At 62.0% G+C, this 23,366-nt stretch carries 22 protein-coding genes; 14 read left to right on the plus strand and 8 right to left on the minus strand.

Going from position 1 to position 23,366, the window contains the following annotated elements; translation table 11 throughout:
- Positions 1–23: 23 nt before the first annotated feature.
- Both AOT96_RS08495 and AOT96_RS08500 read right to left on the minus strand, forming a co-directional pair.
- Positions 24–695, minus strand: coding sequence for a cation transporter (locus AOT96_RS08495; RefSeq protein WP_230587528.1), 672 nt, complete (start codon positions 693–695; stop codon positions 24–26).
- Positions 695–1,039: an ArsR/SmtB family transcription factor gene (locus tag AOT96_RS08500; RefSeq protein WP_007730375.1), complete on the minus strand. Its 345-nt coding sequence runs from the start codon at positions 1,037–1,039 to the stop codon at positions 695–697. The genes AOT96_RS08495 and AOT96_RS08500 overlap by 1 nt, the downstream gene beginning before the upstream one ends.
- 124 nt (positions 1,040–1,163) lie before the next feature.
- On the opposite strand from AOT96_RS08500, the gene AOT96_RS08505 reads away from it, so the two are divergent.
- Complete coding sequence (locus AOT96_RS08505) at positions 1,164–1,934, plus strand: acyl-[acyl-carrier-protein] thioesterase (RefSeq protein WP_003943026.1); 771 nt, start codon at positions 1,164–1,166, stop codon at positions 1,932–1,934.
- Here AOT96_RS08505 and AOT96_RS08510 read toward each other — a convergent pair.
- On the minus strand, positions 1,925–2,521 hold the full coding sequence (locus tag AOT96_RS08510; RefSeq protein WP_064075052.1) for a CHAP domain-containing protein: 597 nt from the start codon (positions 2,519–2,521) through the stop codon (positions 1,925–1,927). The two genes, AOT96_RS08505 and AOT96_RS08510, sit on opposite strands and share 10 nt — an antisense overlap.
- 131 nt (positions 2,522–2,652) lie before the next feature.
- Between AOT96_RS08510 and AOT96_RS08515 the strand changes: the two genes are divergently transcribed.
- The 4 genes from AOT96_RS08515 to AOT96_RS08530 all read left to right on the plus strand — a co-directional run bounded on the left by AOT96_RS08515 (position 2,653) and on the right by AOT96_RS08530 (position 5,853).
- On the plus strand, positions 2,653–3,168 hold the full coding sequence (locus AOT96_RS08515; protein WP_007730367.1) for a toxin-antitoxin system HicB family antitoxin: 516 nt from the start codon (positions 2,653–2,655) through the stop codon (positions 3,166–3,168).
- Between the two features lie 65 nt (positions 3,169–3,233).
- Positions 3,234–4,109 carry a DUF4097 family beta strand repeat-containing protein gene (locus tag AOT96_RS08520; RefSeq protein WP_064075053.1) on the plus strand — a complete coding sequence of 292 codons (876 nt, stop codon included), beginning with the start codon at positions 3,234–3,236 and terminating at the stop codon, positions 4,107–4,109.
- A 14-nt stretch (positions 4,110–4,123) separates the two neighbouring features.
- The gene (locus tag AOT96_RS08525) at positions 4,124–5,065 is read left to right on the plus strand and encodes a daunorubicin resistance protein DrrA family ABC transporter ATP-binding protein (RefSeq protein WP_007730361.1); all 942 of its coding nucleotides are present in this window, start codon (positions 4,124–4,126) and stop codon (positions 5,063–5,065) included.
- Positions 5,062–5,853 carry an ABC transporter permease gene (locus tag AOT96_RS08530; RefSeq protein ID WP_054780764.1) on the plus strand — a complete coding sequence of 264 codons (792 nt, stop codon included), beginning with the start codon at positions 5,062–5,064 and terminating at the stop codon, positions 5,851–5,853. The genes AOT96_RS08525 and AOT96_RS08530 overlap by 4 nt, the downstream gene beginning before the upstream one ends.
- Here the strand turns inward: AOT96_RS08530 and AOT96_RS08535 are convergent.
- A complete protein-coding gene (locus tag AOT96_RS08535; RefSeq protein WP_065351573.1) occupies positions 5,808–6,602 on the minus strand; it encodes a 2-phosphosulfolactate phosphatase in 795 nt (264 codons plus the stop codon). The two genes, AOT96_RS08530 and AOT96_RS08535, sit on opposite strands and share 46 nt — an antisense overlap.
- A 12-nt stretch (positions 6,603–6,614) precedes the next feature.
- Positions 6,615–7,442, minus strand: a complete 828-nt coding sequence (locus AOT96_RS08540) for a transglutaminase domain-containing protein (protein ID WP_065351574.1) — start codon at positions 7,440–7,442, stop codon at positions 6,615–6,617.
- A gap of 88 nt (positions 7,443–7,530) precedes the next feature.
- On the opposite strand from AOT96_RS08540, the gene AOT96_RS08545 reads away from it, so the two are divergent.
- A complete protein-coding gene (locus AOT96_RS08545) occupies positions 7,531–8,544 on the plus strand; it encodes an ABC transporter substrate-binding protein (protein WP_231917411.1) in 1,014 nt (337 codons plus the stop codon).
- On the opposite strand, the gene AOT96_RS08550 is transcribed toward AOT96_RS08545, so the two are convergent.
- Positions 8,519–9,811: an MFS transporter gene (locus AOT96_RS08550; RefSeq protein ID WP_007730351.1), complete on the minus strand. Its 1,293-nt coding sequence runs from the start codon at positions 9,809–9,811 to the stop codon at positions 8,519–8,521. The two genes, AOT96_RS08545 and AOT96_RS08550, sit on opposite strands and share 26 nt — an antisense overlap.
- A 132-nt stretch (positions 9,812–9,943) precedes the next feature.
- Here AOT96_RS08550 and AOT96_RS08555 point away from each other — a divergent pair, with 132 nt between their 5' ends.
- Positions 9,944–10,810 (plus strand): endonuclease/exonuclease/phosphatase family protein, encoded by an 867-nt coding sequence (locus tag AOT96_RS08555; protein WP_231917412.1) that lies wholly within the window; start codon positions 9,944–9,946, stop codon positions 10,808–10,810.
- A gap of 225 nt (positions 10,811–11,035) precedes the next feature.
- Here the strand turns inward: AOT96_RS08555 and AOT96_RS08560 are convergent, their stop codons facing one another.
- The gene (locus tag AOT96_RS08560; protein WP_065351575.1) at positions 11,036–12,115 is read right to left on the minus strand and encodes an alpha/beta fold hydrolase; all 1,080 of its coding nucleotides are present in this window, start codon (positions 12,113–12,115) and stop codon (positions 11,036–11,038) included.
- A 106-nt stretch (positions 12,116–12,221) separates the two neighbouring features.
- On the opposite strand from AOT96_RS08560, the gene AOT96_RS08565 reads away from it, so the two are divergent.
- Entirely contained in the window at positions 12,222–12,824 is a 603-nt protein-coding gene (locus AOT96_RS08565) for a TetR/AcrR family transcriptional regulator (protein WP_003942861.1), read from the plus strand.
- Here the strand turns inward: AOT96_RS08565 and pip are convergent.
- Entirely contained in the window at positions 12,812–13,771 is a 960-nt protein-coding gene (pip, locus tag AOT96_RS08570; RefSeq protein ID WP_065351576.1) for a prolyl aminopeptidase, read from the minus strand. The two genes, AOT96_RS08565 and pip, sit on opposite strands and share 13 nt — an antisense overlap.
- 101 nt (positions 13,772–13,872) lie before the next feature.
- Between pip and AOT96_RS08575 the strand changes: the two genes are divergently transcribed.
- The 6 genes from AOT96_RS08575 (at position 13,873) to AOT96_RS08600 (ending at position 23,354) form a co-directional block, all read left to right on the plus strand.
- Entirely contained in the window at positions 13,873–14,331 is a 459-nt protein-coding gene (locus AOT96_RS08575; RefSeq protein WP_003942982.1) for a hypothetical protein, read from the plus strand.
- Between the two features lie 4 nt (positions 14,332–14,335).
- The gene (locus AOT96_RS08580) at positions 14,336–14,932 is read left to right on the plus strand and encodes a hypothetical protein (RefSeq protein ID WP_054826945.1); all 597 of its coding nucleotides are present in this window, start codon (positions 14,336–14,338) and stop codon (positions 14,930–14,932) included.
- 84 nt (positions 14,933–15,016) lie between these two features.
- Positions 15,017–15,631: a TetR/AcrR family transcriptional regulator gene (locus AOT96_RS08585; RefSeq protein ID WP_030536169.1), complete on the plus strand. Its 615-nt coding sequence runs from the start codon at positions 15,017–15,019 to the stop codon at positions 15,629–15,631.
- A 15-nt stretch (positions 15,632–15,646) separates the two neighbouring features.
- Complete coding sequence (locus AOT96_RS08590; RefSeq protein WP_030536170.1) at positions 15,647–16,507, plus strand: 3-hydroxyacyl-CoA dehydrogenase; 861 nt, start codon at positions 15,647–15,649, stop codon at positions 16,505–16,507.
- Positions 16,508–16,659: 152 nt separating this feature from the next.
- Positions 16,660–17,703: a ParB/Srx family N-terminal domain-containing protein gene (locus AOT96_RS08595; RefSeq protein ID WP_065351577.1), complete on the plus strand. Its 1,044-nt coding sequence runs from the start codon at positions 16,660–16,662 to the stop codon at positions 17,701–17,703.
- 182 nt (positions 17,704–17,885) lie between these two features.
- The gene (locus AOT96_RS08600; protein WP_065351578.1) at positions 17,886–23,354 is read left to right on the plus strand and encodes a glutamate synthase-related protein; all 5,469 of its coding nucleotides are present in this window, start codon (positions 17,886–17,888) and stop codon (positions 23,352–23,354) included.
- The last annotated feature ends 12 nt before the right edge of the window (positions 23,355–23,366 follow it).

Consider the following 23,366-nt stretch of genomic DNA (forward strand, 5'->3'; position numbering starts at 1 on the left):
CACTCGACAAAACCTGTGTTCACTCAGCAGCAGTCGCACTCGTCACCGCTCTCGGGCACAGCCACAACCGGGCAGCACGGATCACCCTTCCACGCGTTGATGCCTTCTTTCACCGCGATGACGGCGATGACCAGTGCCGCAATCGGATCCGCCCACGACCAGCCGAGCAGCGAGTTGAGCAGCAAACCGACCAACAAGACAGCAGAGAGGTAAGTGCAGAGCAGCGTCTGCTTCGAATCCGCGACCGCCGACAGCGAACCCAACTCCCGACCGGCTCGGCGTTGCGCATAGGACAGGGCCGGCATGATCGCCAAACTCACCGCAGCCAAGAGTATTCCGACGCTCGTGTGCTGAGCTTCCCCCAGACCGAACAGCGACCGAATCGCGTCGAACGAGACGTACGCAGCGAGCCCGAAGAACGAGAATGCGATCACTCGCAGTGCCGTCTTCTCACGGCTCGTCGGATCCGGCGCCGAGAACTGCCAGGCAACAGCTGCCGCCGAGGACACTTCGATCACCGAATCAAGGCCGAAACCGAACAGTGCTGCGGACGACACCCGTGTGCCCTCCGCCAGCGCGATGATCGCTTCGACGACGTTGTAGCTGATCGTGATCGCCACGAAGATGCGAATTCTTCTCGACAAGAGCGCACGCCGGTCAGTCGAGAGCCCGACACCGTCAACGGGCGCAACCATCAGCAGCACCCCTCTGATTCGCTGTCCGGGCAGTACGACGGATCCACCGCGAGTACGACCCCGAGCAGGTCGTCGAGGGCCCGACCGATATGTACATCGGCGAGTTCGTATCTGGTCCGGCGCCCTTCCGGGACGGCCACCACCAAGCCACAACCGCGCAGGCACGCCAGATGGTTGGACAGCTTCTGCCTGGTCACAGCCAGCGTTTCAGCGAGGTCGGACGGATACCGCGGTGCGGTCTTCAGTTCGAGCAGTATCCGTGTCCGAGTCTCGTCGGACAGTGCATGCCCGAACCTCGCAAGCACCGCCACGTTGGTCACCACATCTACGCCCTCGATATCCATACGTGCGACAGTACATCGAAAACTGGATTCAGAAAACGATGAACTCCGATGGTTCAAGATCCCACCATCGGGTAACGCAAGCGTGAAGCCACCCAACCAAGCGAACACCGGGAGCCCACATCCGATGAACCGTACAAAAGTCGACGACCACGTAGCGATGGCCGAACTACCGACAACCGGAAGCATCTTTCAGGCCTCGTGGCCAGTGCGTACGGGTGACATCCACACCGACAAACAACTGCGCCTCGACGCGATCGCGCGCTACCTCCAAGACGCGGGCTTCGACAATCTCGTCGACCGCGGCGCCATGGATACACACCCGCTGTGGATGGTACGAAGAACGGTGATCGATGTACTCGAACCGGTCGTCTGGCCGGATCGAGTTCATCTGCAGCGCTGGTGTTCAGGCCTGTCGAACAAGTGGTGTTCGATGCGAGTTCGCATCAGATCCGATGGCGGCGGGTTGATCGAAACCGAGGCGTTCTGGATCAACATCGACCCGAAGACGGGAATGCCGGCATCCATCAGTGAGAAGTTCACCGCCGCCCTGGCATCGACGGCCGTGGACCAGCATCTTCACTGGCGTCGGTGGATCGACCCGACCCCGGACACGACGCCGTCAGCGGATACGCCGTTCCCGTTGCGCTCGAGCGATTTCGACCCCTTCGATCACGTGAACAACGCAATCTACTGGCAGCCCGTGGAAGATGCGCTGCCCGACAGATTACGAAGCGGGCCCTTTCGCGCGATCCTCGAGTACACCCAGCCCATCAAGAGAGGTGAGCAGGTGAGCGTGCGAACCGGCACGAACACGCTGCACATCGACGCAGGCGACGAGGCACGTGCGTCGGCGCGGTGGTTCGCCTTGTCTCCGAAGAGCAACGATCAGGGGTGAAGTTTTCCGAATCCCACGACGGCAGAGTCGGATTGCCAGTCCAGATCATGAACCCGCACCTTGCCGAACTCGTTGCCGCCAACCGTGACCGCAGAGTTGCCGTCCACTGCCACAACGATGTTGGTGTGCTGACCGACCCATCTCGAACTGTCGTAGATCACCACATCACCCACATTCGGGGTGTACCCGCTGCCGTTCTCGGCGTACGCGCCGATCCCTTGGTAATACTCCTGCAAGGTGTACACCCCCGGGATGCGCCAACTTCCGGAGTTCGGGTTGGACAACGGTCGACCCGCTTCCCTCATGATCCAGCTGACAAAGTCGGCGCACCACTCTTCGTCGATGCCGTCGGAATAGAAGGTGCCCGGACGGTCCTGCTCATGCTCGGATTGCAGTAGCTCGAGCACCCGACCTTGATCCGACGTGAGCGCACTCGCGTCCACCGCCGGGAACTCAGCCGTGTCCCAGGGCAGGTACCGCGATGGTGCGACCGCGACGACCACCACCCCAACCACGATCACGACGCCGAGCACCCCGGCAATCCAGAGCACGATGCGGCGTCGGCGGTTCGATTCGGCAGGACTCACCCTTACGAGTGTGCCAGCCTGCCGCGAACCGAATCGCCGGCCACCCCGATGACCTGGCAATTCTCACCAAATTCACACGAATGTGCCACCAAACTATTGCGGTGGCACCAAAGTGGTGCCATAGTGATGCCATGGACTTGACACCGTACGTAGACAACCTTCGCCACGAACTCGCGGTGGCGGCCGAAGCAGGCGGAGAAGACGCAAAGGCACTCGCCGATCGTTTGACCGCACCGCTGGAATCAGCAGTGCGACTCACCCTTCTCGACGCATTGTCTGCGGCAGCCGCCGAGATCACGCGTGACCTCGCCCCGGGTTCGGTGGACCTGCGCCTGCGGGGACGCGAACCCGAATTCGTGGTGGCACCAGCCATCAGTGAACCGGTTCCAGCCCCCGTCGAAGAGGACCCGACTCCGGCACCGCGCCCCGTCACGGAGTCCGACGACGCCTCGATGACTCGAATCAACCTGCGGCTGGGGCAAGACCTCAAAGACCGGATCGAGGCGGCGGCCCGGGAAGCCGGTATCTCCGTCAACGCGTGGCTGGTTCGCTCGGCTGCAACGGCTCTGGAAGGCGGCGCGAACAGAAGCACTCCGAGACAGCGCACGTCCCAAGGTTCCGAAAGCTTCAGCGGCTGGGTGCACTGACACCGGCTTCATCTTTCGCGCCACCCTCTTTCATCAACCGAGACAACCTCATCGGGAGTATCACCATGCCTACATTCAGCACACCTGACCCCATCACCTTGAACTTCGACGTGGCAGTCGCACACATCCGGATCACGGCGAGCAGCCGCAACGACACTGTCGTGGAAGTGTTGCCCAGCAACTCGTCTCGCGAGGTCGACGTTCGAGTCGCCGAACAAACGCGCGTCGAATTCGCAGGTGGCCGGCTGCAGATCAAGACTCCGAAACAGCGCGGCCTCGGCATCTTCGGGAAGGCAGGATCTGTGGACATCTCCGTTCAGCTTCCCTCCGGCTCGGAACTCGAAGGCACTGCTGCAGTTGCCAGCCTCCGTAGCGAAGGCACTCTCGGACGATCACGGGTGAAGGTTTCCGCGGGCGATTGCACACTGGAAACCACCGGGCCGCTCAACGTCAGCACCGGGGCCGGCGCGATCATCGTCGAGCACGTGGCCGGTGACATCGACACGAGCACCGGGTCCGGAAGCATCCGCATCGGCCGCGTCGACGGCAACGCGGAGGTCAAGAACTCCAACGGCGACATCAACATCGGCACGATCACCGGCGCACTGAAGGCGAAGACCGCCAACGGCAGTGTCGCCGTCGAGCACGCCGAATCCGACGCGAGCGCCGCAACCGCCAACGGCGACATCCGTTTCGAGACCATCGAGAGTGGAGTCGTATCCGCCAAGACGGCCGCCGGGCGAATCCATATCGGCGTTCGATCCGGAACCGCCGCACGATTCGACGCTCATACGTCCTTCGGCCGCGTCGACAACCAGATGAATGCCACGCACGGTCCGGCTTCCACTGAACGCCGGGTAGACGTCCGGGCACACACCAGTTACGGCGACATCGTCATTCGACGTTCGGAGCCCCGAGAAGAATCCAACAAGAAGATCTAGCGAAAGGAACGCTGATGTCCCGTAAACCAGCCATCACCGCGACGGGCCTGAAGAAGGCCTACGACGACAAGACGGTACTGGACGGAATCGACATCTCCGTCGACCGCGGAACCGTCTTTGCGCTCCTCGGCCCCAACGGCGCCGGCAAGACCACCATCGTGGAAATTCTCTCGACCCTCGTTCCGGCAGACGGCGGCAACATCCGCATCGCCGGGTACAACCCTTCCGACGATCCCGACGCGGTGCGTTCGCGCATCGGCGTCACCGGGCAGTTCTCAGCGGTCGACGACTATCTGTCCGGTGAGGAAAACCTTCTCCTCATGGCCGACCTGCACCATCTCGGCAAGGACGAACGTCGAACGCGCACTGAAGAACTCCTGAAGAAGTTCGATCTGATCGACTCCGCGGACAAGCTGGCGTCGACCTACTCGGGCGGCATGCGTCGACGGCTCGACCTGGCAATGACGTTGATCGGACGACCGGAGATCATCTTCCTGGACGAGCCCACCACCGGCCTCGACCCCCGAAGCCGACGCACCATGTGGCAGATCATCCGGGAGTTGGTCGAGGGCGGTGTCACCATCTTCCTCACGACCCAGTACCTCGAGGAAGCTGATCAACTGGCCGACCACATCGCCGTCCTCGATCAGGGACGGATCGTCGCCCAAGGTACGGCAGCGGAACTCAAACGGCACATCCCCGGCGGCCACATTCGTCTTCACTTCTTCGACCGAGATCAGCTCGATTCTGCTGCAGCTGTTTTCGACGAATCATCACGTGATGATGCCGCCTACGTCCTCCAGGTCCCCAGCGACGGGGGTGTCCGCTCGCTGCGCTCTCTTCTCGACCAACTCGACGCTCACTCGATCGACGTCAAGGAACTCTCCGTGCACACACCCGACCTGGACGACGTGTTCCTGACTCTGACCGCCACCGAAAGGACCGACGCGCGATGACCACCATGACGCTTGCCTATCAGGACTCGAAAACCATGCTGCGTCGCAGCATTCGACACATCCTTCGATATCCGTCGATGACGGTGATGCTCGTCGGAATGCCAGTCGTTTTCCTACTGCTGTTCGTCTACGTGCTCGGCGGAACGCTCGGGAACGGCCTCGGCCCCGGCGGTGGCGGCCGAGCCGAGTATGTCAATTACGTTGCACCGGCGATTATTCTGATGACCGTGGCATCAGCGGCACAAGGTACTGCCATCTCCGTCGCAACCGATATGACCGCCGGGATCATTGCACGATTCCGAACGATGGCGATCACGCGCACGTCCGTCCTGACCGGTCACGTTCTCGGCAGCCTCCTTCAGACGATCGTGAGCCTCGTTGTCGTCATCGCCGTAGCGATAGCCGTCGGCTTCCGGCCCACTGCAGGCTTCGTGGAGTGGGCCGCGACGTTTGCACTCCTCGTCCTGGTCTCCATCGCCATGATCTGGTTGTCGGTCGCCTTCGGCCTCGTCAGCAAGAGTGTCGAGACGGCCAGCAACCTTCCAATGGTGTTGATCCTCTTGCCGTTCCTGGGAAGCGGCTTTGTCCCCACCGACTCGATGCCGACCGTGTTGCGATGGTTCGCCGAGTATCAGCCGTTCACTCCGATCATCGAGACTCTTCGAGGACTTCTTCTCGGCGAAGCCATCGGAAACAACGCGATACTCGCGATCGGATGGTGCGTCGCAATCACCTTCCTCTCCTACCTCTGGGCACGGAGTTTGTTCAACCGACGCCCGGTGCGCTGACCTCGAAACACACGATCTTCGAGAACAGGTACGGTGTCGCTGTCGTCGAGTTCCGAGGCGATGGCGACGTCTTGTGGAAACCCCATGGCGATCAACTCACGTCCTGAGGCACAGTCCCGCAGGCGGTCCTCGTACGAATCCGCCACCGCCGCCCACGCATCCGCCGCCATCCGAGCCTCGGGCGATACGTGGCCGTCCCAACCAGCAGCGGTCAGCGCCGTGACAACCGCACCGGCACCCCACAGATCCTCCACCGCCGGGCGCAACTCTCCACCGGGCCACTTCTCCCCGGATGCGACTATCGCAACCCGCGATCCCGGACCATGTTCGTGCACAATCCAATCCGCGACGGCATAAGCGTTCCTCAAGGAAGCGCCGACACACACCGCAACCTCGGACGCCAACGCAAACGCGATAGTCGACCCGTTCGGAGACGGCAGCACCAGCCGACTTGGCGCCTCGGTCTCGCGAATCGTCTTGGGAGACAGACTGATCTGACCCTCTCTGGCCACACTTCGCCGTACAGCCAGAACCGCATCGGCATCACGCGCGTAGTCGACCGCACTCTCGTCATTCCAGGAAAAGGGAAGTACGTCGATTCCCGCGTCGGCGGCAACGCTCAGCGTCGTCGTGAACGAGAGAACGTCTACCACCACTGCCACATCGACGCCGGCAGCAATCGCTTCGGCGCCGCGCAACCCCCAGTCGAATCGAAGTCCGTAATCGAGTTGGCGATGCTCCGGATTCATCGCACCAGCATCTCAGAAACGAATCAGCTTGTCCGGCACGCGCAAGTCATCGTGCTCGTACAGTGCTCGCACGGCAACGGGATCGTCGGCGGCGCACACCGCGGCGACATCGTCCAACAGTAGGTCGTAGTCGGCGCCTGTCTTTCCGTCGTAGGCGTCCGTCATACGACCCCACTCGTCCCACGGCAGAGTTTCGACCTTGTTCATCGCGGCAAGATCCTTCACTGCGTTGCCGCGGATCTCGGCCGGCCCCCAGTTCTCGGTGCCGTACACCCCGAACTGGGACCCGTCGATCACGCCGCGTCGATACGCCAGCCACGCCTCACCACCACTGAGGAATTCTCCCGGCTGCAGATCATGGGCGTGAGGAAGGACGTTTTGTCCGAGGATCTCCGAATCGATGCGGATCCACCGCTTGCCGGCGTCGTCCCAGTACTCGGTGATCCAGTGGTCCACGCCCTGTCCCGGTTGAAAGTAGGTGGCAAAACCACAGCGGACGCGAGCGGCAATTCCGCGATAGCGCAGAAACGCACAACTCAAAACAGCAAAGTGCCGACAGGTTCCGACGAGCCGCTTGTCGGGTTCTCGGGCGGAGGTCACCGGTGCCGGATCGAGCGCAAGCAGGCGTTGAAGCAGAACGCTTGCCGGCCGGATCTGGTTTTCGTCGAATCGGTCGGCAGGCAGATTCAGCGACTGAGCATCGGTGGGTTGGACCACCAGGTACGGCACTACCCGGCATATTTGCATGGGGTCGGTGGGGAGCGACTCGAGGGCGAGCATGTCCACCCCGTCGATGCGGGTGAACGATCCTGCTGATGTGTAGTCGAGAACCGCCGTCATGGGCGGAGGTTAACAAACACTGCCGACACAGCAACTCCACTATGGTTAGGGTCCCATAACCATGAAACCCGAGGTTGCCGTGAACCCTATGTTGAGCCGCCGTGCCATGCTGTCCGTCACTTTCGCAACAGCAGCCGGTTTCGCCCTTGCTGCCTGCGGCGACAGTGCGAAAGACGAATCCACTCCCGGCACCGAAGGTGCTCACGCCGAGGTCAACGCCTTCCCGGTGACGATCGACCACAAGTTCGGCTCCACCACCATCGAGCAGGCACCCAGCCGCATCGCAGCGGTCGGTATCGGCGACGCGGACGTTTTGCTTTCCCTCGGGCTGACGCCCGTCCTGGTCCCGGTGTGGAAGGGATCGACCGACGACGGAATCGGCGTCTGGGCCGACTCCGCAGTCCAGGGCGCCGAGCCGACGCCATTGGCCAACGCCACCACCGATTTCGACATCGAAACGATCGTGGCTGCAGCGCCTGACCTGATCATCGCCGTCAACAACGCGATCGACGAGGATCTGTACAAGCAGCTCAGCGCCATCGCGCCGACGGTGCTGCACGCCGCCGATCAGACGGATTGGGTTCTGCCCTGGCAGGAAGTCACGACCCGCATCGGTACGGCTGTGGGCGTTCCCGCGCAGGCAAAGAAGGAGGTCCAGGAAGTCGAAGACCTCATCGTTCGCACCCGCGCGGAGAACCCCCAGTTCGAAGGCAAGACAGCAGCTCTCGTCATTCGCTGGAGCGACGGAAATCTGCGAGCGTTCAGCCCCGAGGCAGCGCGGGCTCAGCTGCTCACGCAATTGGGATTCACGGCGCCTGCCGCACTGAAGGATCGGTTCGCGGGCAAGCTGAACTACGAGATCTCCGCCGAGAACTACGACCTCCTTGAGTGCGACTACCTGCTCTTCGACAACTACGAGAAGGCTCGCGCCGAGATGGAGTCGCAGCCGGCGTTCACCAATCTGAACGTGGTCGAGACCGGAGGCCTGATCAGCTTGGACCCCATCGTCAGTGACGCGGTGTCCATGCCGAACCCACTCACCATTCCGTTTGTGCTGGAAGATTTCGTCGCAAAGATCAATCAGACGATCGCTGGTCGATAACTTTCGTTCGGCCTGACCACACCCACAACACCACAGCCGACACGGCCACGCAGAGCGCAACGATCACCCATGGTGACGCCGGCGCTGCGTGGCCGTTGTCGACGAGGTCGTACACGAATCCGACTCCCACGGTTCCCAGGAGCGCGAGCAGACCGCCGATCGTGTTGAGCATGCCGAAGTGCGCTCCGAGGTTGCTTTCACGACCGAGGATCGCGATGGTGTCTCGCATCGGCGGCACCATCAACATCTGTCCCAGGTGCAGCAGCCCGATCCACACCGCCAGACCGACTATCTGCGTCGACGCCGAAGCTGCGGAGTCGACGCCGGTGACCAGCGGAACCAGGAACGACACCGAAATGAGCACAAGCCCGAAGGTGATCGCGCGCCGATGCCCGATGCGGTGGGCAACCGCGACCGTCGGTCCCTGCCCGACGATCACCAACACCGCCGCGCCCACGTAGAACCATCCCAGCGCCGACTGCGAACCGATTCCGCGCTCGAGCTGTTCCGGAAGCATCAGGTACAGCTGGCTGTACGCAACCAGCTGAAAACTGCAGAGCGTCGCGAAGAGCAGAAAGTTGTTGTTGGTCAGGACACTTCGCCAGACGTCGCGCAGCGTATAGGTCGACACCGGGCCGTCGTGGGCATCGCCCGGTCGGGGGAACCAGATGAAGAACCCGACCCACATGATCGCGAAGAGCAACGCGGCGCTCGACGCCGTCCACGAGAACGGAAACATCAGGAGAGCAGCTCCCAGCGCCGGACCGATCACGGTTCCCAGGCGGCTGCACATCTGTTCCACTGCAAACAAATCGGTACGACGCATAACTCCGGCGGACTCGAGTTCGCGTCCGTACTCCGCGTTGGCCGACTCCACTGCGGGCGCGAAGAGCGCGGCAGCAAAGCCGACCAGGAGCACGCCGACGATCACGGCGCTCATGCTTTCTGCCAGACCGAGCATCAGAAAACCGACTACACGAACGGCTATGCCCAGCAGGATGATCGGACGCTTGCCGAACCTGTCGGCGAGGCTTCCACCGATGAAGAACATGCCCTGCTGACTGAACATCCGCAATCCGAGGACGAGGCCGACAATCCAGGCCGCAAATCCGAGGTCCTCCGAAAGGTGCACCGCCAGAAAGGGGACAACCAGATAGAACCCGATGTTGAACAGCACCATCGAGAGGAGGAGCAGCTTCACCACCGGCGGCAGGACACGAACCTTCGCGAAGGTCTTGTTACCGGGGAAACGCTCACTGAGTACCACGATCAGAAGACTATTGCCCGCACGGCGTTCTGTGGAAATCTGCCATTTTACAATTGGTTAACTGTCCGTTTAGGTAGCGATGGTAATCATCTTCCGGGGGTTCGAGCACACGACAACGAGAGCCGGGATTTGATGAATGGATTGACGCGCCGCCAGATGGTCAAGGCGATGGCGGTAGCCGCGGGCACAGTCACCGCGAGCGCATTTACATTGGGTGCCAATACCTCCGTCGCGGGGGCGAGCCCCGCGCAGGAGATCAAAGTGCTCTCCCTCAACACCTGGCACGGCGGAACCAAGATCAACGGTGGCCTGCAGCTGATCGCCGACATGATCATCTCGACACAGGCGTCGATAGTTCTCCTGTCGGAAGCCGGCACTGCGACAACTGCATTGGCGGACATGCTGACCAAATCAGGAACCACCTTCTACGGAGCAGCGTCCTCCGACGTGGGGATTCTCTCCAAGCTTCCGATCGAGGAAACAGCCGACCTGAACTCGATGATCAAGGCAGTCGTGACGGTCGACGGCAAACAAATCGCCGCCTACTCGGCACATCTGGCCTACACGTCCTACGCGACGTATCTACCGCGCGGATACGGCGCGGGTGTTCCCAAGCCCGGAGAGTTCTCCGAGTTCGGCTGGAACAAGATGCCGTCCGGTCCGGTCACGGACCCCGAGGCGGTTCAGCGCGTGAACATCAATTCGGGACGACCCAAGGCAATTTCGACGTTCGTCGACGATGCGGCAAAAGAACGGGCCAAGGGCAGATCCGTCATCCTCGGTGGCGATTTCAACGAACCGTCGGCCCTGGATTGGACCGACGGCACGCGAAATCTGTTCGACCACAACGGTGTAGTCGTTCCTTGGGAATCCACCCGCCTGCTCGACCAAGCCGGATTCGTCGACGCTTACCGCAGTAAGTACCCGAACCCGGCCACACACCCGGGCTTCACCTGGCCGTCCGACAATCCCTACGTCGACACCTCACAGCTCACCTGAGCACCCGAGGCAGACGAACGCGATCGGATCGACTACATCTTCGCCGATCGCGCTTCGGACCTGAAGCTGGGATCCGTCGGGATCATCGGCCCGCGAAAGACGATCGTGCACAACCAAAGAGTGGAAGAGAACTCCCAGGACAACTTCATCGCTTCGCCGACGCCGTGGCCGACCGATCACAAAGCCGTTCTTGCGACGTATCGTTTTGCCAGCTTCGGCGGCGGATCATCGACCGGTTCGTGGAGCGGTTCCTGACAGGGCATCTCGTAGCCAGTCGATCATCATCGGCGTCAACTCGGGCAGCTTGGTCACTGCGCAGTGCCCCGCATCCGGGATGACGTGTACCTGCGTGTTCGGGCGCTCCTCGAAGAGAGTGGTGTCCGAGAGCGGAATGTGAACGTCGTCGGCCCCGTTGACCACAAGCATCGGGGTCCGGCCGTCGTCTGCGGTCATCAAGACACTGCGATCGAAAGCACCCAGACCCTGTACCAGCGCCTCTTTGGTTGCCGGGGCATCGAAACCCAGTGCGTTTCCGACGATGTCACCCATGCCGTAGACCAGGCGCTCCGCGTTCGCGGTCTCGAACGCGCCCTTGACCGGGGCGCCGATGTTGATCACCGCATCGACGGCGCCGGTCAACCCCGACCGCACGGCGAAGTTGCCACCGAAGGAGACTCCCAGGTGTGCCACCTGGCCATTGCCGAGGGCGCGAGCCGTCGCCACCAGTCCGTCGATCACCTCGTCACCGAAAGCGTCGAGAGGAACCGGTGATTCACCAGTTCCCGGCTGGTCGAAAGCGACAACAGTCACTCCGGCGTTCTTCGCGAACGCACTGACCAACGGATGCATGTCCATCTTCCAGCCGTCGACGCCGCCGCTGAGCAACAGGGCGGGTGCGTCTTCGTACCTTCCGTCCACGGAGAGAATGTGTACCGGTAGCTCGATCTCGCCGTTTCGGTAGGGCAGGGACAGGATTCGACGCTCGAACTCGAGCCCGAATCCCGGTGCTGCCTTGACGTATTCGTCCACCTGATTCTGCAGGGCCCGGCGCCGCGAATCGTTGGCCAGGACGGGGAACTTGGCGATTCCGTAGATCATCGCCGCGAGTGAATGATTGCCGGCCGCGGAGTACTTTGCTGCCAACGCCGACCACTCGTACGACCAACCACCCGGCGCGTCGGCCCAGGTCGAGTGGATGGACGCGCGCAGTTCCTCGAGATCCGAGACGGGGAGCCCGAAGCTCAGAAACTGTCCTGTGCGCTCTTCGAAGAGGCCTCGGTGATCGACAGGAAATTCGTATGACATGGGAAAACACCCCTCAATTCATCTCTAATGCAACGATCAGTTGCATTAGCTCAGTGAACCACGTGCCTCCAGCTAACACAACACCTTGTTGCGATAAGGTTGGCTCATGACTTCGACACCACAACGGCCCGGAGGGCGTAGTGCCAGGGTGCGCGAGGCCGTCCTGGCAGCCACGGCGGCCGAATTGTCCGAACGCGGATTCGCGGCGATGACTATCGAGGACATAGCCGCCCGCTCCGGAGTCCACAAGACCACGATCTACCGGCGGTGGAGCACGCTGTCCCAGTTGGTGGCCGACGCGGCGATCGAGGTATCGGCAACCACCGTCCCCATCCCGGATACCGGTTCCATCGAATCCGACCTGCGCGAGATGGCCAGATCGATAGTCGCACTGGTGACCAGCGAGTCGGGCGGCGCGTTGGTGGCTGCACTGTTCTCCGACGCGGTCCGCACGCCCGAGGTCGCGAGACTCAAGCGCGAGTTCTATTCCGCACGTTACGAACTGGCAGACATCGTCGTTCGCCGAGCAGTCGAGCGCGGGGAGATCTCCGAGAAGGTCTCGGCCGCTGATCTTCTGGCGGCCGTCGCCGCACCCATCTACTATCGCCTGCTGGTCGCCGATCTACCCGTCGACCAGTCGGTTGCCGATCGTGCTGCTGCCGGCGCGCTCGCTGCGGCCCGCGCCGGGGCACTCGATCAGGCCGAATGAGCCAGTGAATTCAGCGCTTCCACGATTGCCTCGTTGAATCCGCTGCCGCCATGCCCGGCGCCGTCGAGTACCACCAACTCACTACCCGGCCAACGCCGGTGGATCGCCCAGGCAGTGTCGAGTGGCCCGGAAATGTCATACCGTCCGTGCACGAGAATCGCGGGAATCTCAGCGAGACGGTCCATTCCGTCCAATATCTGATTCGGCGCCAGGAAGCAGTCGTTACCCCAGTAATGCGTAACCAGCCTGGTCATCACCCGGCGGAAGTCCGGATTCTGGTATCGAACACTCGGAGTCCACCCCGGCATCAGCGACACGTGCACGTCTTCCCAACGGCACCACTGCAACGCGGCATTCTCGCGCACAACAGGATCCGGATCGGCAAGCAGTCGCGCGTACGCCGCGGGGAGGTTTCCGTCACGCTCGTCCACCGGCAACGGCGCCACGAACTCTTCCCATTCACGCGGAAATACCCGGCCCATGGCACGGGTGATCCACTCGATTTCGACCCTCGTCCCGCCGGTGATCGCGCCCAGGGCCATCGCTTGCACCCGCGCGGGAAACGCCTGCGCGTACACCAGACCCAAACTCACGCCCCAGGAAAGTCCCGTGACGATCCATCGCTCGATACCGAGATGCTCACGAAGACGCTCGATATCGTCGAGGATGTGCGCCGTGGTGTTCACGGTCAGATCGACGTCCGGACTGCTCGCTCGCGGAAGACTGCGCCCACAGCCCCGTTGATCGAACAGAACTGCGCGAAAGGCTGCGGGATCGAAGAAGCGCCTGGCACCGACAGTGCATCCCGCACCTGGACCGCCGTGGAGATAGAGAACAGGAATACCCGCAGGATTGCCGACTGTCTCCCAGTACAGACTCTGACCATCCGACACTTCCAACAGACCGGACTCGTACGGTTCGACGGGCGGGTACAGGACAGCAGTCATAGGCGGTGATTCTTCCATCAAGCTGCCTACTCGAGTAGGCAGCACGCGGCCGAGCAATGGCCTAGCGTGGACAGGACACCACTGCGACGGGAGTACACCAGATGCGTGATGGGTTCAGGTTGCCGGGATACGGCGGCGCCGCAGTCTTCCTTCGCAGTCATGCGGTTCCCGCCACTGTCTTCGAATCCGACGTGCCCACACTCGTTTTCGACGTCGGACTGCTCAGCCCCGACCGCTTCAATCAGTATCTCAGCCGACATACGGACGACGGATTCGTCGAACGGTTGGCGGCGTTCTTCTTTCACGCGGCCGCAGACTTCCATCCCGAGAAATCGCTTCCGGCGTTCACCGACGAACGACTCGGGCTGATGATCTCGGTCTGTTCCAGCACCGATCGAGAGGTGGAACTCGACTTCTCACTCGCCGAGGATCCCGAATCGGAGGACACCGAACGCGACGAGATGACCTTCGAGACAAGCCGAGTCGTCCTCGCGACCTCGGCGCAGACGGTTTCTCGACTGACCGGTGGAGTAACCACCCACTTCGACGGGGAGTTGTAGAGACATGGGTTTTCTCTTCGAGGTTCTCGATTTTCCCGAAGGCAGTCGGATGACCGATCTGTGGAACAACACATGGGCTGAGCCGGCAATCGGCGAGGAGATTGCCTCCGGCCACTTCATTCATCTGGGCGACGATCAACACGTCGACGTGGAGACCGATTTTCTCAGTAGCCACTTACCGTTCAACGTGGCAGGCTTCGGTGGAGTCTTTCCCGACGGCAAACCTTGGATGTTCGTCATGCAGAAGGCGCCGGCGGACCTCGCGACCAGGCTTCGCGGCGAGGACGATCCGCACTCACTTCTGCGCGGATCACTCGACCGCGCCATGTCTTTCAACCCCGATGCATTGGTGGCCGAGGAATTGTCCTGGAGGCACGCCGATCTGGTGAAGGTGTACGAGGAAGAGGGCATCCCAGCAGCATCCATCGCCGGCTGGTCGGCCGCGGACCTCCTGCGCGGCCTCTTGGCGCAGTGTTGCAATGCCGAACTTGCCACCGTCGTCGCCGGATACCCCGAATGTGCCTACCCCGAATCGGCGCATGCGTGCGAAGCGGACGTGTTCTCAGACGTGTTCGCCGGTTGGGTCAGCGGACTGCGGTGATGTGACGGAGGAGACTCCACCCTCCCGATATTTCGGAGTAGACTCATTTATGAGCGTGATCCGAAATGGAACGAGGTGAGCGGGATGACGAAGCCGGACCAAGAGCTGGGCCGTCGCGAACGCAACAAACTCGAGAAGCAGACACGCATCTTCGACGCCGCTGCCGAACTGTTCGCGGAAAAGGGCTACAGCGCAGTCACAACTCAAGAAATTGCCGACCGCGCCGATGTAGCCGGCGGCACTCTCTTTCGTTACGCCGCAAGCAAAGCCGAGTTGCTGCTCATGGTGTACAACGCGGAATACCGCAAGCAGATCGAATTGGGAGAAGAGCGTGAAGCCAAGTCGACCGGCACAGAAGATCGTGTGCTCGAGCTGGTTTCACCCCTGCTGATCGCAAGTCGCCGAAACGACGAGAACACCGGCATCTACCAACGCGAGGTGTTGTTCGGTGAGCCCAGCGAGTGTTTCCGGGCCGAAGGCCTGGAACTCTCGCAGCGCCTGCAAACGCGGATTGCGCAAATCTTGCACGAGGCACACCCCAACCACACCACCCGAACCACCACTGCAGCGCGAACGATTTCCAACGTGCTGCACTTCGAAATAGCCCGCGCGGCATTGGACCGGATCACGGCTGACGAACTCACGAACATCGTTGCCGCACAGGTCCGATTGACGCTTGCCGGACTACCCACCGAATAGGATTGAGGATCGAAAATGACTGAACTGAAGCAGATCACCGTTCTGGGTACCGGAGTTCTCGGCTCACAGATCGCCTATCAGACCGCCTATCACGGCTTCGACGTCGTCGCGTACGACATCAACGCCGAGGTCATCGAAAAGGCCAAGGCTCGGTTCGACTCGTTGGCCGCGGCCTACAAGGCCGAGAACGTCGAGGGTGCCAAGGAAGGCAAGGCTGACGAAGCGCTGCAACGCATTACGTACTCGTACGATCTAGGCGAAGCCGTCGCCAAGGCCGACCTGGTCATCGAGGCAATTCCCGAGGACATCGCCATCAAGCGCGACACCTACGAGAAGCTTGCCACGGTTGCTCCTGAGCACACGGTGTTCGCTACCAACTCCTCGACGCTGCTGCCGAGCGATCTCAAGGAGTTCACCGGCCGCCCCGAGAAGTTCCTCGCACTGCACTTCGCAAATCACGTGTGGGTCAACAACACTGCCGAGGTCATGGGCACCGAGTCCACCGACCCCGCCGTGTACCGCGAGGTCGTCGAGTTCGCGAAGAACATCGGCATGGTGCCGATCGAACTCAAGAAGGAGAAGGCGGGCTACGTACTCAACTCGCTCCTGGTCCCGCTCCTCAACGCGGCCTCCGACCTGCTGATCGACGGCATCGCCGATCCCGACATGGTCGACAAGACGTGGCGTATCGGCACCGGAGCCCCGTTCGGCCCCTTCCAGATCATGGACGTCGTCGGGTTGACCACCGTCTACAACATCTCCTCCCAGGGCGGCGAGAAGCAGCGCGAATTCGCCGACTACATCAAGAAGAACTACATCGACGAGGGCAAGCTCGGCGTCGCTGTCGGCGAGGGCTTCTACAACTACAAGGGCTGACCGACTTACCGGCTCACCGCGCGGTGGTTACGACGTGAATTCACGTGGTAGCCACCGCGCGGACGTCTGTTGTCAGTAAGTCCGAAACCACCCTGAGCGATTGTGACGCAAGCTTCTTCACGTGTGAACCCATCATCAGGAGAGATCCCCACATGCGTCGTTCCGCCATCTCGGCACTCACAACACTGGCACTGCTCGGCGCCGGAACATTGGTCAGCACTCCCGCTGTCGCCGCTCCCCTCGCGTGTGGCGGAATCTCCACCGGTTCGTTCTCAGGCTCCGCCGGCGGATCGGAGTACCTGTGCGCCAAGGAAGGTGATCTCCTGGACGTGCGCATCGGCGACGTTCACGCGACACAACCGTCCCTCGGCTACGACGAGGTGTACTACAAGCTCGGGCGATACACGCTCGGAAAAGACACGATCAACAAGAAGTTCGACGACTGGTGTGAGGCGAACGGCCAGATCCAGGCCGCGACCGCTACTGCGGCGTCGACACTGAAGGACCCGTCGTCCTTCACCTGCCAGCTCCCGGTGGGTCAGGAAACCGCCGAGAGCATCGCGCCCATGAAGACCGTGGTCGTCGGACCCCGCGGCGATCTCTACCTGACCGACGGTCACCACACCCTCACGTCCTTCATCGAGACGGCCGACGGCGGTCCCGACCTTCACGTGAGACTGCGGGTTCTCGGCAACCTCAGCGGCTTGAGTGAAGGTGCCTTCTGGACCGAGATGGAGAAGAACAAGTGGGTCTGGTCGCGTGACGTCGACGGAAACCAGGTACCGGTCCAGGCTCTGCCGAAGAGCGTCGGCCTGGCCAACTTCGCCGACGACAAGTACCGCAGCTTGATGTACTTCTCCCGCGACATCGGATTCGCCGCAGGCACGATTCCGTTCCAGGAGTTCTACTGGGGTGCGTGGGTCCGCGACGCCGCGCCCGTCGACCTCACCAACTGGAATCGCGACGACCTCTCCAGCTACCTGGCCACCGTGAAGTCGGTGACCAAAGCACAGACCGCGTTGGCGGGTGATGCCGTCGTCGACAGCGGATTCACGGCTACCGATCTCGGAGTCCTGCCGGCCTGGAACGACGGCAAAGCGGAGTCAAAGGGCGAGTTCGCAAAGCTGTCGAAGCCGTACACAGACGACAAGCCGGGCAAGATCGCCTACGCACTTGCCTACAAAGCAACCCTCTGACCTGCTCGGATCCAAGTCACACCCAGCAGACTTGACTAAGGTAAGCCTCTACTCAGTAGTCTGATCCCATTCGGGTGCCGCTTCATCGAAGCAGCGACGCCCTGCCCTGACGGAAACCATGCCGTCGTATCTGCCCGGTCGAACAATCTCCGGGCAACCAGGACAGGGAGAAGGTTGCTGCAGTGAGCACGTCCATCGTCGGTTTGTACGACCCCGCAGATGACAAGAGCAGTTGCGGGGTCGGGTTCATCACGCGCAAGGACGGCGTGCAGACCCACGATGTCCTGATCAAGGGCCGCGAAGCGCTCTGCTCGGTTCCGCACCGCGGCGGTATGTCCTCCGAGGGCGTCGGCGACGGCGGCGGTGTCTCGGTTGACCTCTCCCTCCGGTTCTTCCGCAAGGTCACCGGGCGCTCAGATCTCCGCGCCGGCCGCTTCTGCGTCGGCAACTTCTTCCTTCCGGACGACGATGCTCAGCATGCTCGTGCAGCCGCTCTGGTGGAACGCGAACTTCTGGACCGAGGCTTCACCACCCTCGCTGTGCGCAACGTGCCGGTCGATGACTCGGCGATTCGGCCGGCAGCCATCGCGCATCAGCTTCCGATCAGGCAGTGGATTTTCGAGGTCCCCACTCCGCGTCCCGAGCCTGCGGTAGTCGATCGCCTCGTGCACGAAGCTCTGCTCGCCATCGAAGCCATCGCGTACAACAAGCCTGCACTACGCGGGTTGTACCCACTCTCGCTCAGCGCGCGAACTCAGGTTCTCAAGGGTCGCTTGAACTCCGACGAAGTGATCCCGTACTTCCGCGACCTGGTCGACCCCGATCACGCCGTGCACACGATGTACTTCCACACGCGGTTCTCGACCAACACGGACCCGCATCCCACGATGGCGCAGCCGTTCCGGTTCATGGCTCACAACGGAGAACTGAACACGGACAAGAAGAATCGGCTCTCCGAAGCTGCTGTCGCCAGTGCAAAACGACGTGCGATCGTCCGCCCGCCCGGCCAGTCCGACAGTTGCCGACTCGATCAGACCCTGGAAGCACGCGTCATCGAGGACAGTGTCGACCTGGTGACGGCGGTGGTCTCGATGATGCCGCCTGCCTGGGAAAACGACACCACCCTCTCCCCCGCAGTGCGTGCGATGTTCGAGTACTTCTCGCTGTACGAGGAGAAGAACGACGGACCGGCAGCGCTGGTGTTCGGCGACGGCACCATCATCGGTGCGCGCCTGGATCGCCTCGGTCTGCGTCCACTACGCACGATCGAGACGCACGACTACGTGTGCGCGTTCTCCGAAGCCGGACAGATCGCGTTCGCGCCTGAGACGGTGATTCACCGTGGCCGCGTCGAGGCCGGCGGAATGTTGTACTTCGATCATCGAGACCGCCATACCTACACTGCCCGCGAAGCTCTGGAAAAGATTGCCGCTCAGCGCGACTACCAGTCGTTGCTGGAGCAATCGCGAATCCTGATCGAAGACATTCCCACCGTGCCAGCGGAGAAGGTCAGCTCCCCGACCCGCTACAACGGCACCTTCGAGGTTCATCAGCGCTACATGGCGTACTCCCTGGATCAGGAAAGTTTCAAATTCCTGATGGATCCGATGCTCACGCACGGAGCCGAAAAGGTCTCCGCCATGGGTTACGGCAACGCCATCAACGCATTCAGCGACCGCGAAGGCGGCGTGGCTCGTTACTTTTCGCAGCGATTCGCCCAGGTCACCAACCCTCCCCTCGACAGCATCCGGGAAGCGGACGGTATGACTCTCAGGGTTGCATTGGGTGCGAAGATGTCCCCCGGACAGGGCAAGCAGATCGTCATCGCCTCGCCGATCCTCGGGCACCTGGACATGCTCAAGATCCGCGAACAGAACCACACTCCGCACCGCCGCTTCGAAATGCTCTACCCCGCCGAGGGTGACGCGCAGGCAATGGTCGACGCGATGACCGCGCTCGGCAACGCTGTTGTAGCCTTCGCGGCCGAACAGGGCGGAATCGCAGTCCTGACCGACCGCCACGTATCTCACGAGCGCGCAACACTTCCCGCGATCATGGTCGTCGGAGCATTGAACCAACGCCTCATCGACGCGGGCCTGCGATTGCGCGTCTCTCTCATCGTCGAGAGCGGCCAGATCGAGTCCTCACACCACGTTGCGGCCGCACTCGGTTTCGGCGCTTCCGCCGTCTACCCGCTGTCCGTTCAGTTGCGAGCCGAGGAGAAGTTCGCCGCTGACCCGGATGCCGCGTTCCGACGCTTCGCGAAGGCCGCCGAGAAGTCCCTGATGAAGACGATGGGACGCGTCGGTCTGTGCACCGTCGAAAGCTACATCGGCGGAGAATTTTTCGAACCCAACTTCCTCGATACGTCCGACCCTGTTCTGCGCCAGTGGTTCCCCAACATGAAGTCACCGGTGGGTGGCGTCGGTTTCGACACCGTCGCGGTGACCTCGAAGCAGTGGCACGAGCGTGCGAGCGCAGTCGGGGGCGAGAAGGATCTGCCACTGCTCGGCCTGTTCAAGGAGCGTGCAGACGGCGCAGGGCATTCGTTCGGTACCACCGCGGTCCGTAAGTACGTCGAACTCACCGAAGAGAAGATCGCGTTCGACAGTCCCTCCGGAACAGAACAATTCGAGGCTCTACGTCTACTGCCGCTCGGACGGCTCGACGACGCCTTCCGCCTCGACGCCGGGGCATACCGGGCGACGAGCTTCGACCGGTTGACCACCGAGCAGATCGACGACTTCGACATCACCGCCGGGTACCGGGACTTTTCCACTGTCATGGCTGCGGAACGATCGCGTCGTCCCGCCGCGTTGCGCGATGTCATCTCCGTGCCCGGTGATGTCACATTTGCGGTGACGACAGCCGAGTTCACCGATCAGATCAGCCGATTCTCGGTGCGCGGCAATAAGACGATCGTGATGCGTGGAATCCGGTGTGAATCTGCCGCGGACGGCCGGTACACACTTAGCCTGGACGGTCCACTGGCCGACGACACCGCTCGGGTGGTAGCACTCGGCGATGCTCTTTCCGTCGCCTTTGCCGACGACGTCACCATCGAGGCCACCGACCCGGATCTGGTGCTGAATGCAACCGGTATTGCGGCAGAGTTCCTTTCCAAGCTGAGGGTCGCACCGGCAGGTGTACCTCTCTCCGAGGTACAGAGTGCAAGCGACATCACCCCGAAGTTGGCGTCGGGTGCCATGAGCCATGGCGCACTGAACGCTCCGGCGCACGAAGCCGTCGCGCACGGCACGAACATGGTCGATGCGATGTCCAACAGCGGCGAAGGCGGCGAACACCTTTCGCGCTACAACACGATTCGTGCATCGCGCATCAAGCAGTTTGCATCCGGACGCTTCGGAATCTGGGCGGGCTACCTCGCCGATCCGATGCTCGAAGAGATCGAGATCAAACTCGGCCAAGGCGCAAAACCCGGTGAGGGCGGGCAGCTTCCGGCCGCCAAGGTCACCGTCGACATCGCTGCCGCCCGCGGCGGAACGCCCGGCGTCGAACTGGTTTCGCCGCCGCCTCACCACGACACGTACTCCATCGAGGACCTCGCTCAGCTCATCCACGACTGCAAGGCAGCTCGCATTCGGGTGATCGTGAAGTTGGTGTCCTCGGAAGGAATCGGCACCATCGCCGTCGGTGTCGCCAAGGCCGGCGCCGACGTCATCAACGTCGCCGGAAATACCGGTGGCACCGGCGCCGCTTCGGTGACCAGCCTCAAGTACGCGGGCCGTGCGGCCGAGGTCGGTATCGCAGAGGTCCATCAAGCTCTGTGTGCCAACGGGCTTCGCCAGAAAGTCGTTCTGCGATGCTCGGGCGCGCATCAGACCGGCAGCGACATCATCACTTCCGCCCTCCTCGGCGCAGACAGCTTCGAGTTCGGTACGTCGGCGCTGATGATGATGGGCTGCGTCATGGCCAAGAACTGCAACATCAAGTGCCCCGCCGGTCTGACCACCAACCCGGAACTGTTCGACGGCGATCCCCGCGCGATGGCGCAGTACCTTCTCAACATCGCTCACGAAACTCGGGAACTGCTCGCGAATCTGGGAATGCGATCCCTTCAGGAAGCGCGGGGTCGAACGGATCTCCTGCATCTGCTCGATCACCCGTCTATTGTCGGCAATCTGAAGCTGGACGCGGTGTTCGAGACCGCTCCGAACATCACCATCGACAATCCTGTGTACCTCGAACGTGAGTACGCGCTCGACGAGAAGATCATGGACGAGGTTCGCACGGTGTTCTTCAACCGTGGCGAGGCCTCGGTCGCCGTGTCCGGACCTGAATTCGCCGAAGGTGCACTGCACCTGGGTAACCGGAACAAGAGCGTCGGTGGTCAGTTGGCGATCGACCTCGAACGCGAACTCAACTACGGAGCGGCCGGCCTTCTCGCTCCGGGAGTACTGACCGACGAGCGTGGGCGACGCTACCTGGCGCCGGGCAGCGTGCGCGTCCTGACGACCGGATCTGCGGGCCTGTCGTTCGGCGCATTCTGCAACGACGGCATGCACCTGGAACACACCGGGACATGTAACGACGGCGTAGGAAAGAGCATGAGCGGCGGCGTGATTGCCGTGCGCAGCCCAGGCGGCGGCTCCAGTGACGCCGGTGGAAACGTGTTGATCGGCAACTTCGCGCTCTTCGGCGCCACCGGTGGACGAGTGTTCGTCGAAGGTGAAGCAGGCGATCGCTTCGCAGTTCGCAACTCCGGCGCCAGTGCTGTCGTAGAAGGTGTCGGAGACTTCGCCGGCGAGTACATGACCAACGGTGCTGTCGTGAATCTCGGCGAGTTCGGCAAGGGTGTCGGCAACGGCATGAGTGGTGGCTTCTTCTACCAGTACGACCCTCGTGGCGAATTGGCACTGCGAGCAAGTACCGATTCCGTACTGCTGGGTTCGATCACCGCCGCGACCGACCCTCTTGCCGCCGTCCACAACCACGCAGTACAACTCCTGCTCGAACTGCATGTGGAGGCAACGGGATCCGCGCTCGGCACCCGACTGCTCGAGAACTGGGAAGTCGAACAGCACTCGTTCGTCTACGCGATGCCCAAGGCACTGATGCTCTACCAGGACAGTGATGCAATCCTGGCTGCGAAGTCGCACAAAGAGCTCCTCGAAGAATTGGCGTCCGCCATCGCAGCACGTCAGGTCCGCACCTTCAAACTCGCAGTGCGCGACGGGCGCCCCGCACTGAACGGAGCAGTCCCTGCCTACGGCGAGACCGATACGGCGACGATGTATGCGCTGCTCAGTGAGTACACCGTGCTTCACTTCGCGCAACAACTCGCCACCGCCCGCACGCCGGGTGCGTCCGGACCCGACGATCCAGCAGTGCAGAAAGCGGCCCGAAACCTGGTGCTGACCGAGGACTTCGCCCTCGTCCAGCACTTGGTCAAGTACTCGAAAGAGATTCTGGCCGACTACGACGACGAACAGTTGGCTGCGCTGATTGCAGCCAAGCGGGTCGACGACTACAAGCAGGCGCTGAGCCTACGCAACGTGTTGGCCATGGACAGCCCGGCGACGTACGGGTGGATTCTGTTTCAAGACAACAAGAATCGGGACAAGCTCGGATCACTGCCGAACTTCGACGAACTGTTCGCATCGCGCACGATCCCCGACCTGGTGTCCTGACCTCCTCCCCCG

The sequence above is a fragment of the Rhodococcus sp. 008 genome (genome assembly GCF_001682295.1).
GTDB lineage: Bacteria > Actinomycetota > Actinomycetes > Mycobacteriales > Mycobacteriaceae > Rhodococcus_F > Rhodococcus_F qingshengii.

Excerpts from the sequence above, each read along its gene's own strand:
- AOT96_RS08590 (WP_030536170.1), top strand. The coding sequence starts at position 15,647 with ATGACTGAACTGAAGCAGATCACCGTTCTGGGTACCGGAGTTCTCGGC.
- AOT96_RS08540 (WP_065351574.1), bottom strand. The coding sequence starts at position 7,442 with ATGACGGCGGTTCTCGACTACACATCAGCAGGATCGTTCACCCGCATC.
- AOT96_RS08595 (WP_065351577.1), top strand. The coding sequence starts at position 16,660 with ATGCGTCGTTCCGCCATCTCGGCACTCACAACACTGGCACTGCTCGGC.
- AOT96_RS08495 (WP_230587528.1), bottom strand. The coding sequence starts at position 695 with ATGGTTGCGCCCGTTGACGGTGTCGGGCTCTCGACTGACCGGCGTGCG.
- AOT96_RS08500 (WP_007730375.1), bottom strand. The coding sequence starts at position 1,039 with ATGGATATCGAGGGCGTAGATGTGGTGACCAACGTGGCGGTGCTTGCG.
- AOT96_RS08515 (WP_007730367.1), top strand. The coding sequence starts at position 2,653 with ATGGACTTGACACCGTACGTAGACAACCTTCGCCACGAACTCGCGGTG.
- AOT96_RS08525 (WP_007730361.1), top strand. The coding sequence starts at position 4,124 with ATGTCCCGTAAACCAGCCATCACCGCGACGGGCCTGAAGAAGGCCTAC.
- AOT96_RS08560 (WP_065351575.1), bottom strand. The coding sequence starts at position 12,115 with ATGTCATACGAATTTCCTGTCGATCACCGAGGCCTCTTCGAAGAGCGC.
- pip (WP_065351576.1), bottom strand. The coding sequence starts at position 13,771 with ATGACTGCTGTCCTGTACCCGCCCGTCGAACCGTACGAGTCCGGTCTG.
- AOT96_RS08505 (WP_003943026.1), top strand. The coding sequence starts at position 1,164 with ATGAACCGTACAAAAGTCGACGACCACGTAGCGATGGCCGAACTACCG.
- AOT96_RS08575 (WP_003942982.1), top strand. The coding sequence starts at position 13,873 with ATGCGTGATGGGTTCAGGTTGCCGGGATACGGCGGCGCCGCAGTCTTC.
- AOT96_RS08545 (WP_231917411.1), top strand. The coding sequence starts at position 7,531 with ATGTTGAGCCGCCGTGCCATGCTGTCCGTCACTTTCGCAACAGCAGCC.
- AOT96_RS08565 (WP_003942861.1), top strand. The coding sequence starts at position 12,222 with ATGACTTCGACACCACAACGGCCCGGAGGGCGTAGTGCCAGGGTGCGC.
- AOT96_RS08535 (WP_065351573.1), bottom strand. The coding sequence starts at position 6,602 with ATGAATCCGGAGCATCGCCAACTCGATTACGGACTTCGATTCGACTGG.
- AOT96_RS08580 (WP_054826945.1), top strand. The coding sequence starts at position 14,336 with ATGGGTTTTCTCTTCGAGGTTCTCGATTTTCCCGAAGGCAGTCGGATG.
- AOT96_RS08585 (WP_030536169.1), top strand. The coding sequence starts at position 15,017 with ATGACGAAGCCGGACCAAGAGCTGGGCCGTCGCGAACGCAACAAACTC.
- AOT96_RS08530 (WP_054780764.1), top strand. The coding sequence starts at position 5,062 with ATGACCACCATGACGCTTGCCTATCAGGACTCGAAAACCATGCTGCGT.
- AOT96_RS08520 (WP_064075053.1), top strand. The coding sequence starts at position 3,234 with ATGCCTACATTCAGCACACCTGACCCCATCACCTTGAACTTCGACGTG.
- AOT96_RS08555 (WP_231917412.1), top strand. The coding sequence starts at position 9,944 with ATGAATGGATTGACGCGCCGCCAGATGGTCAAGGCGATGGCGGTAGCC.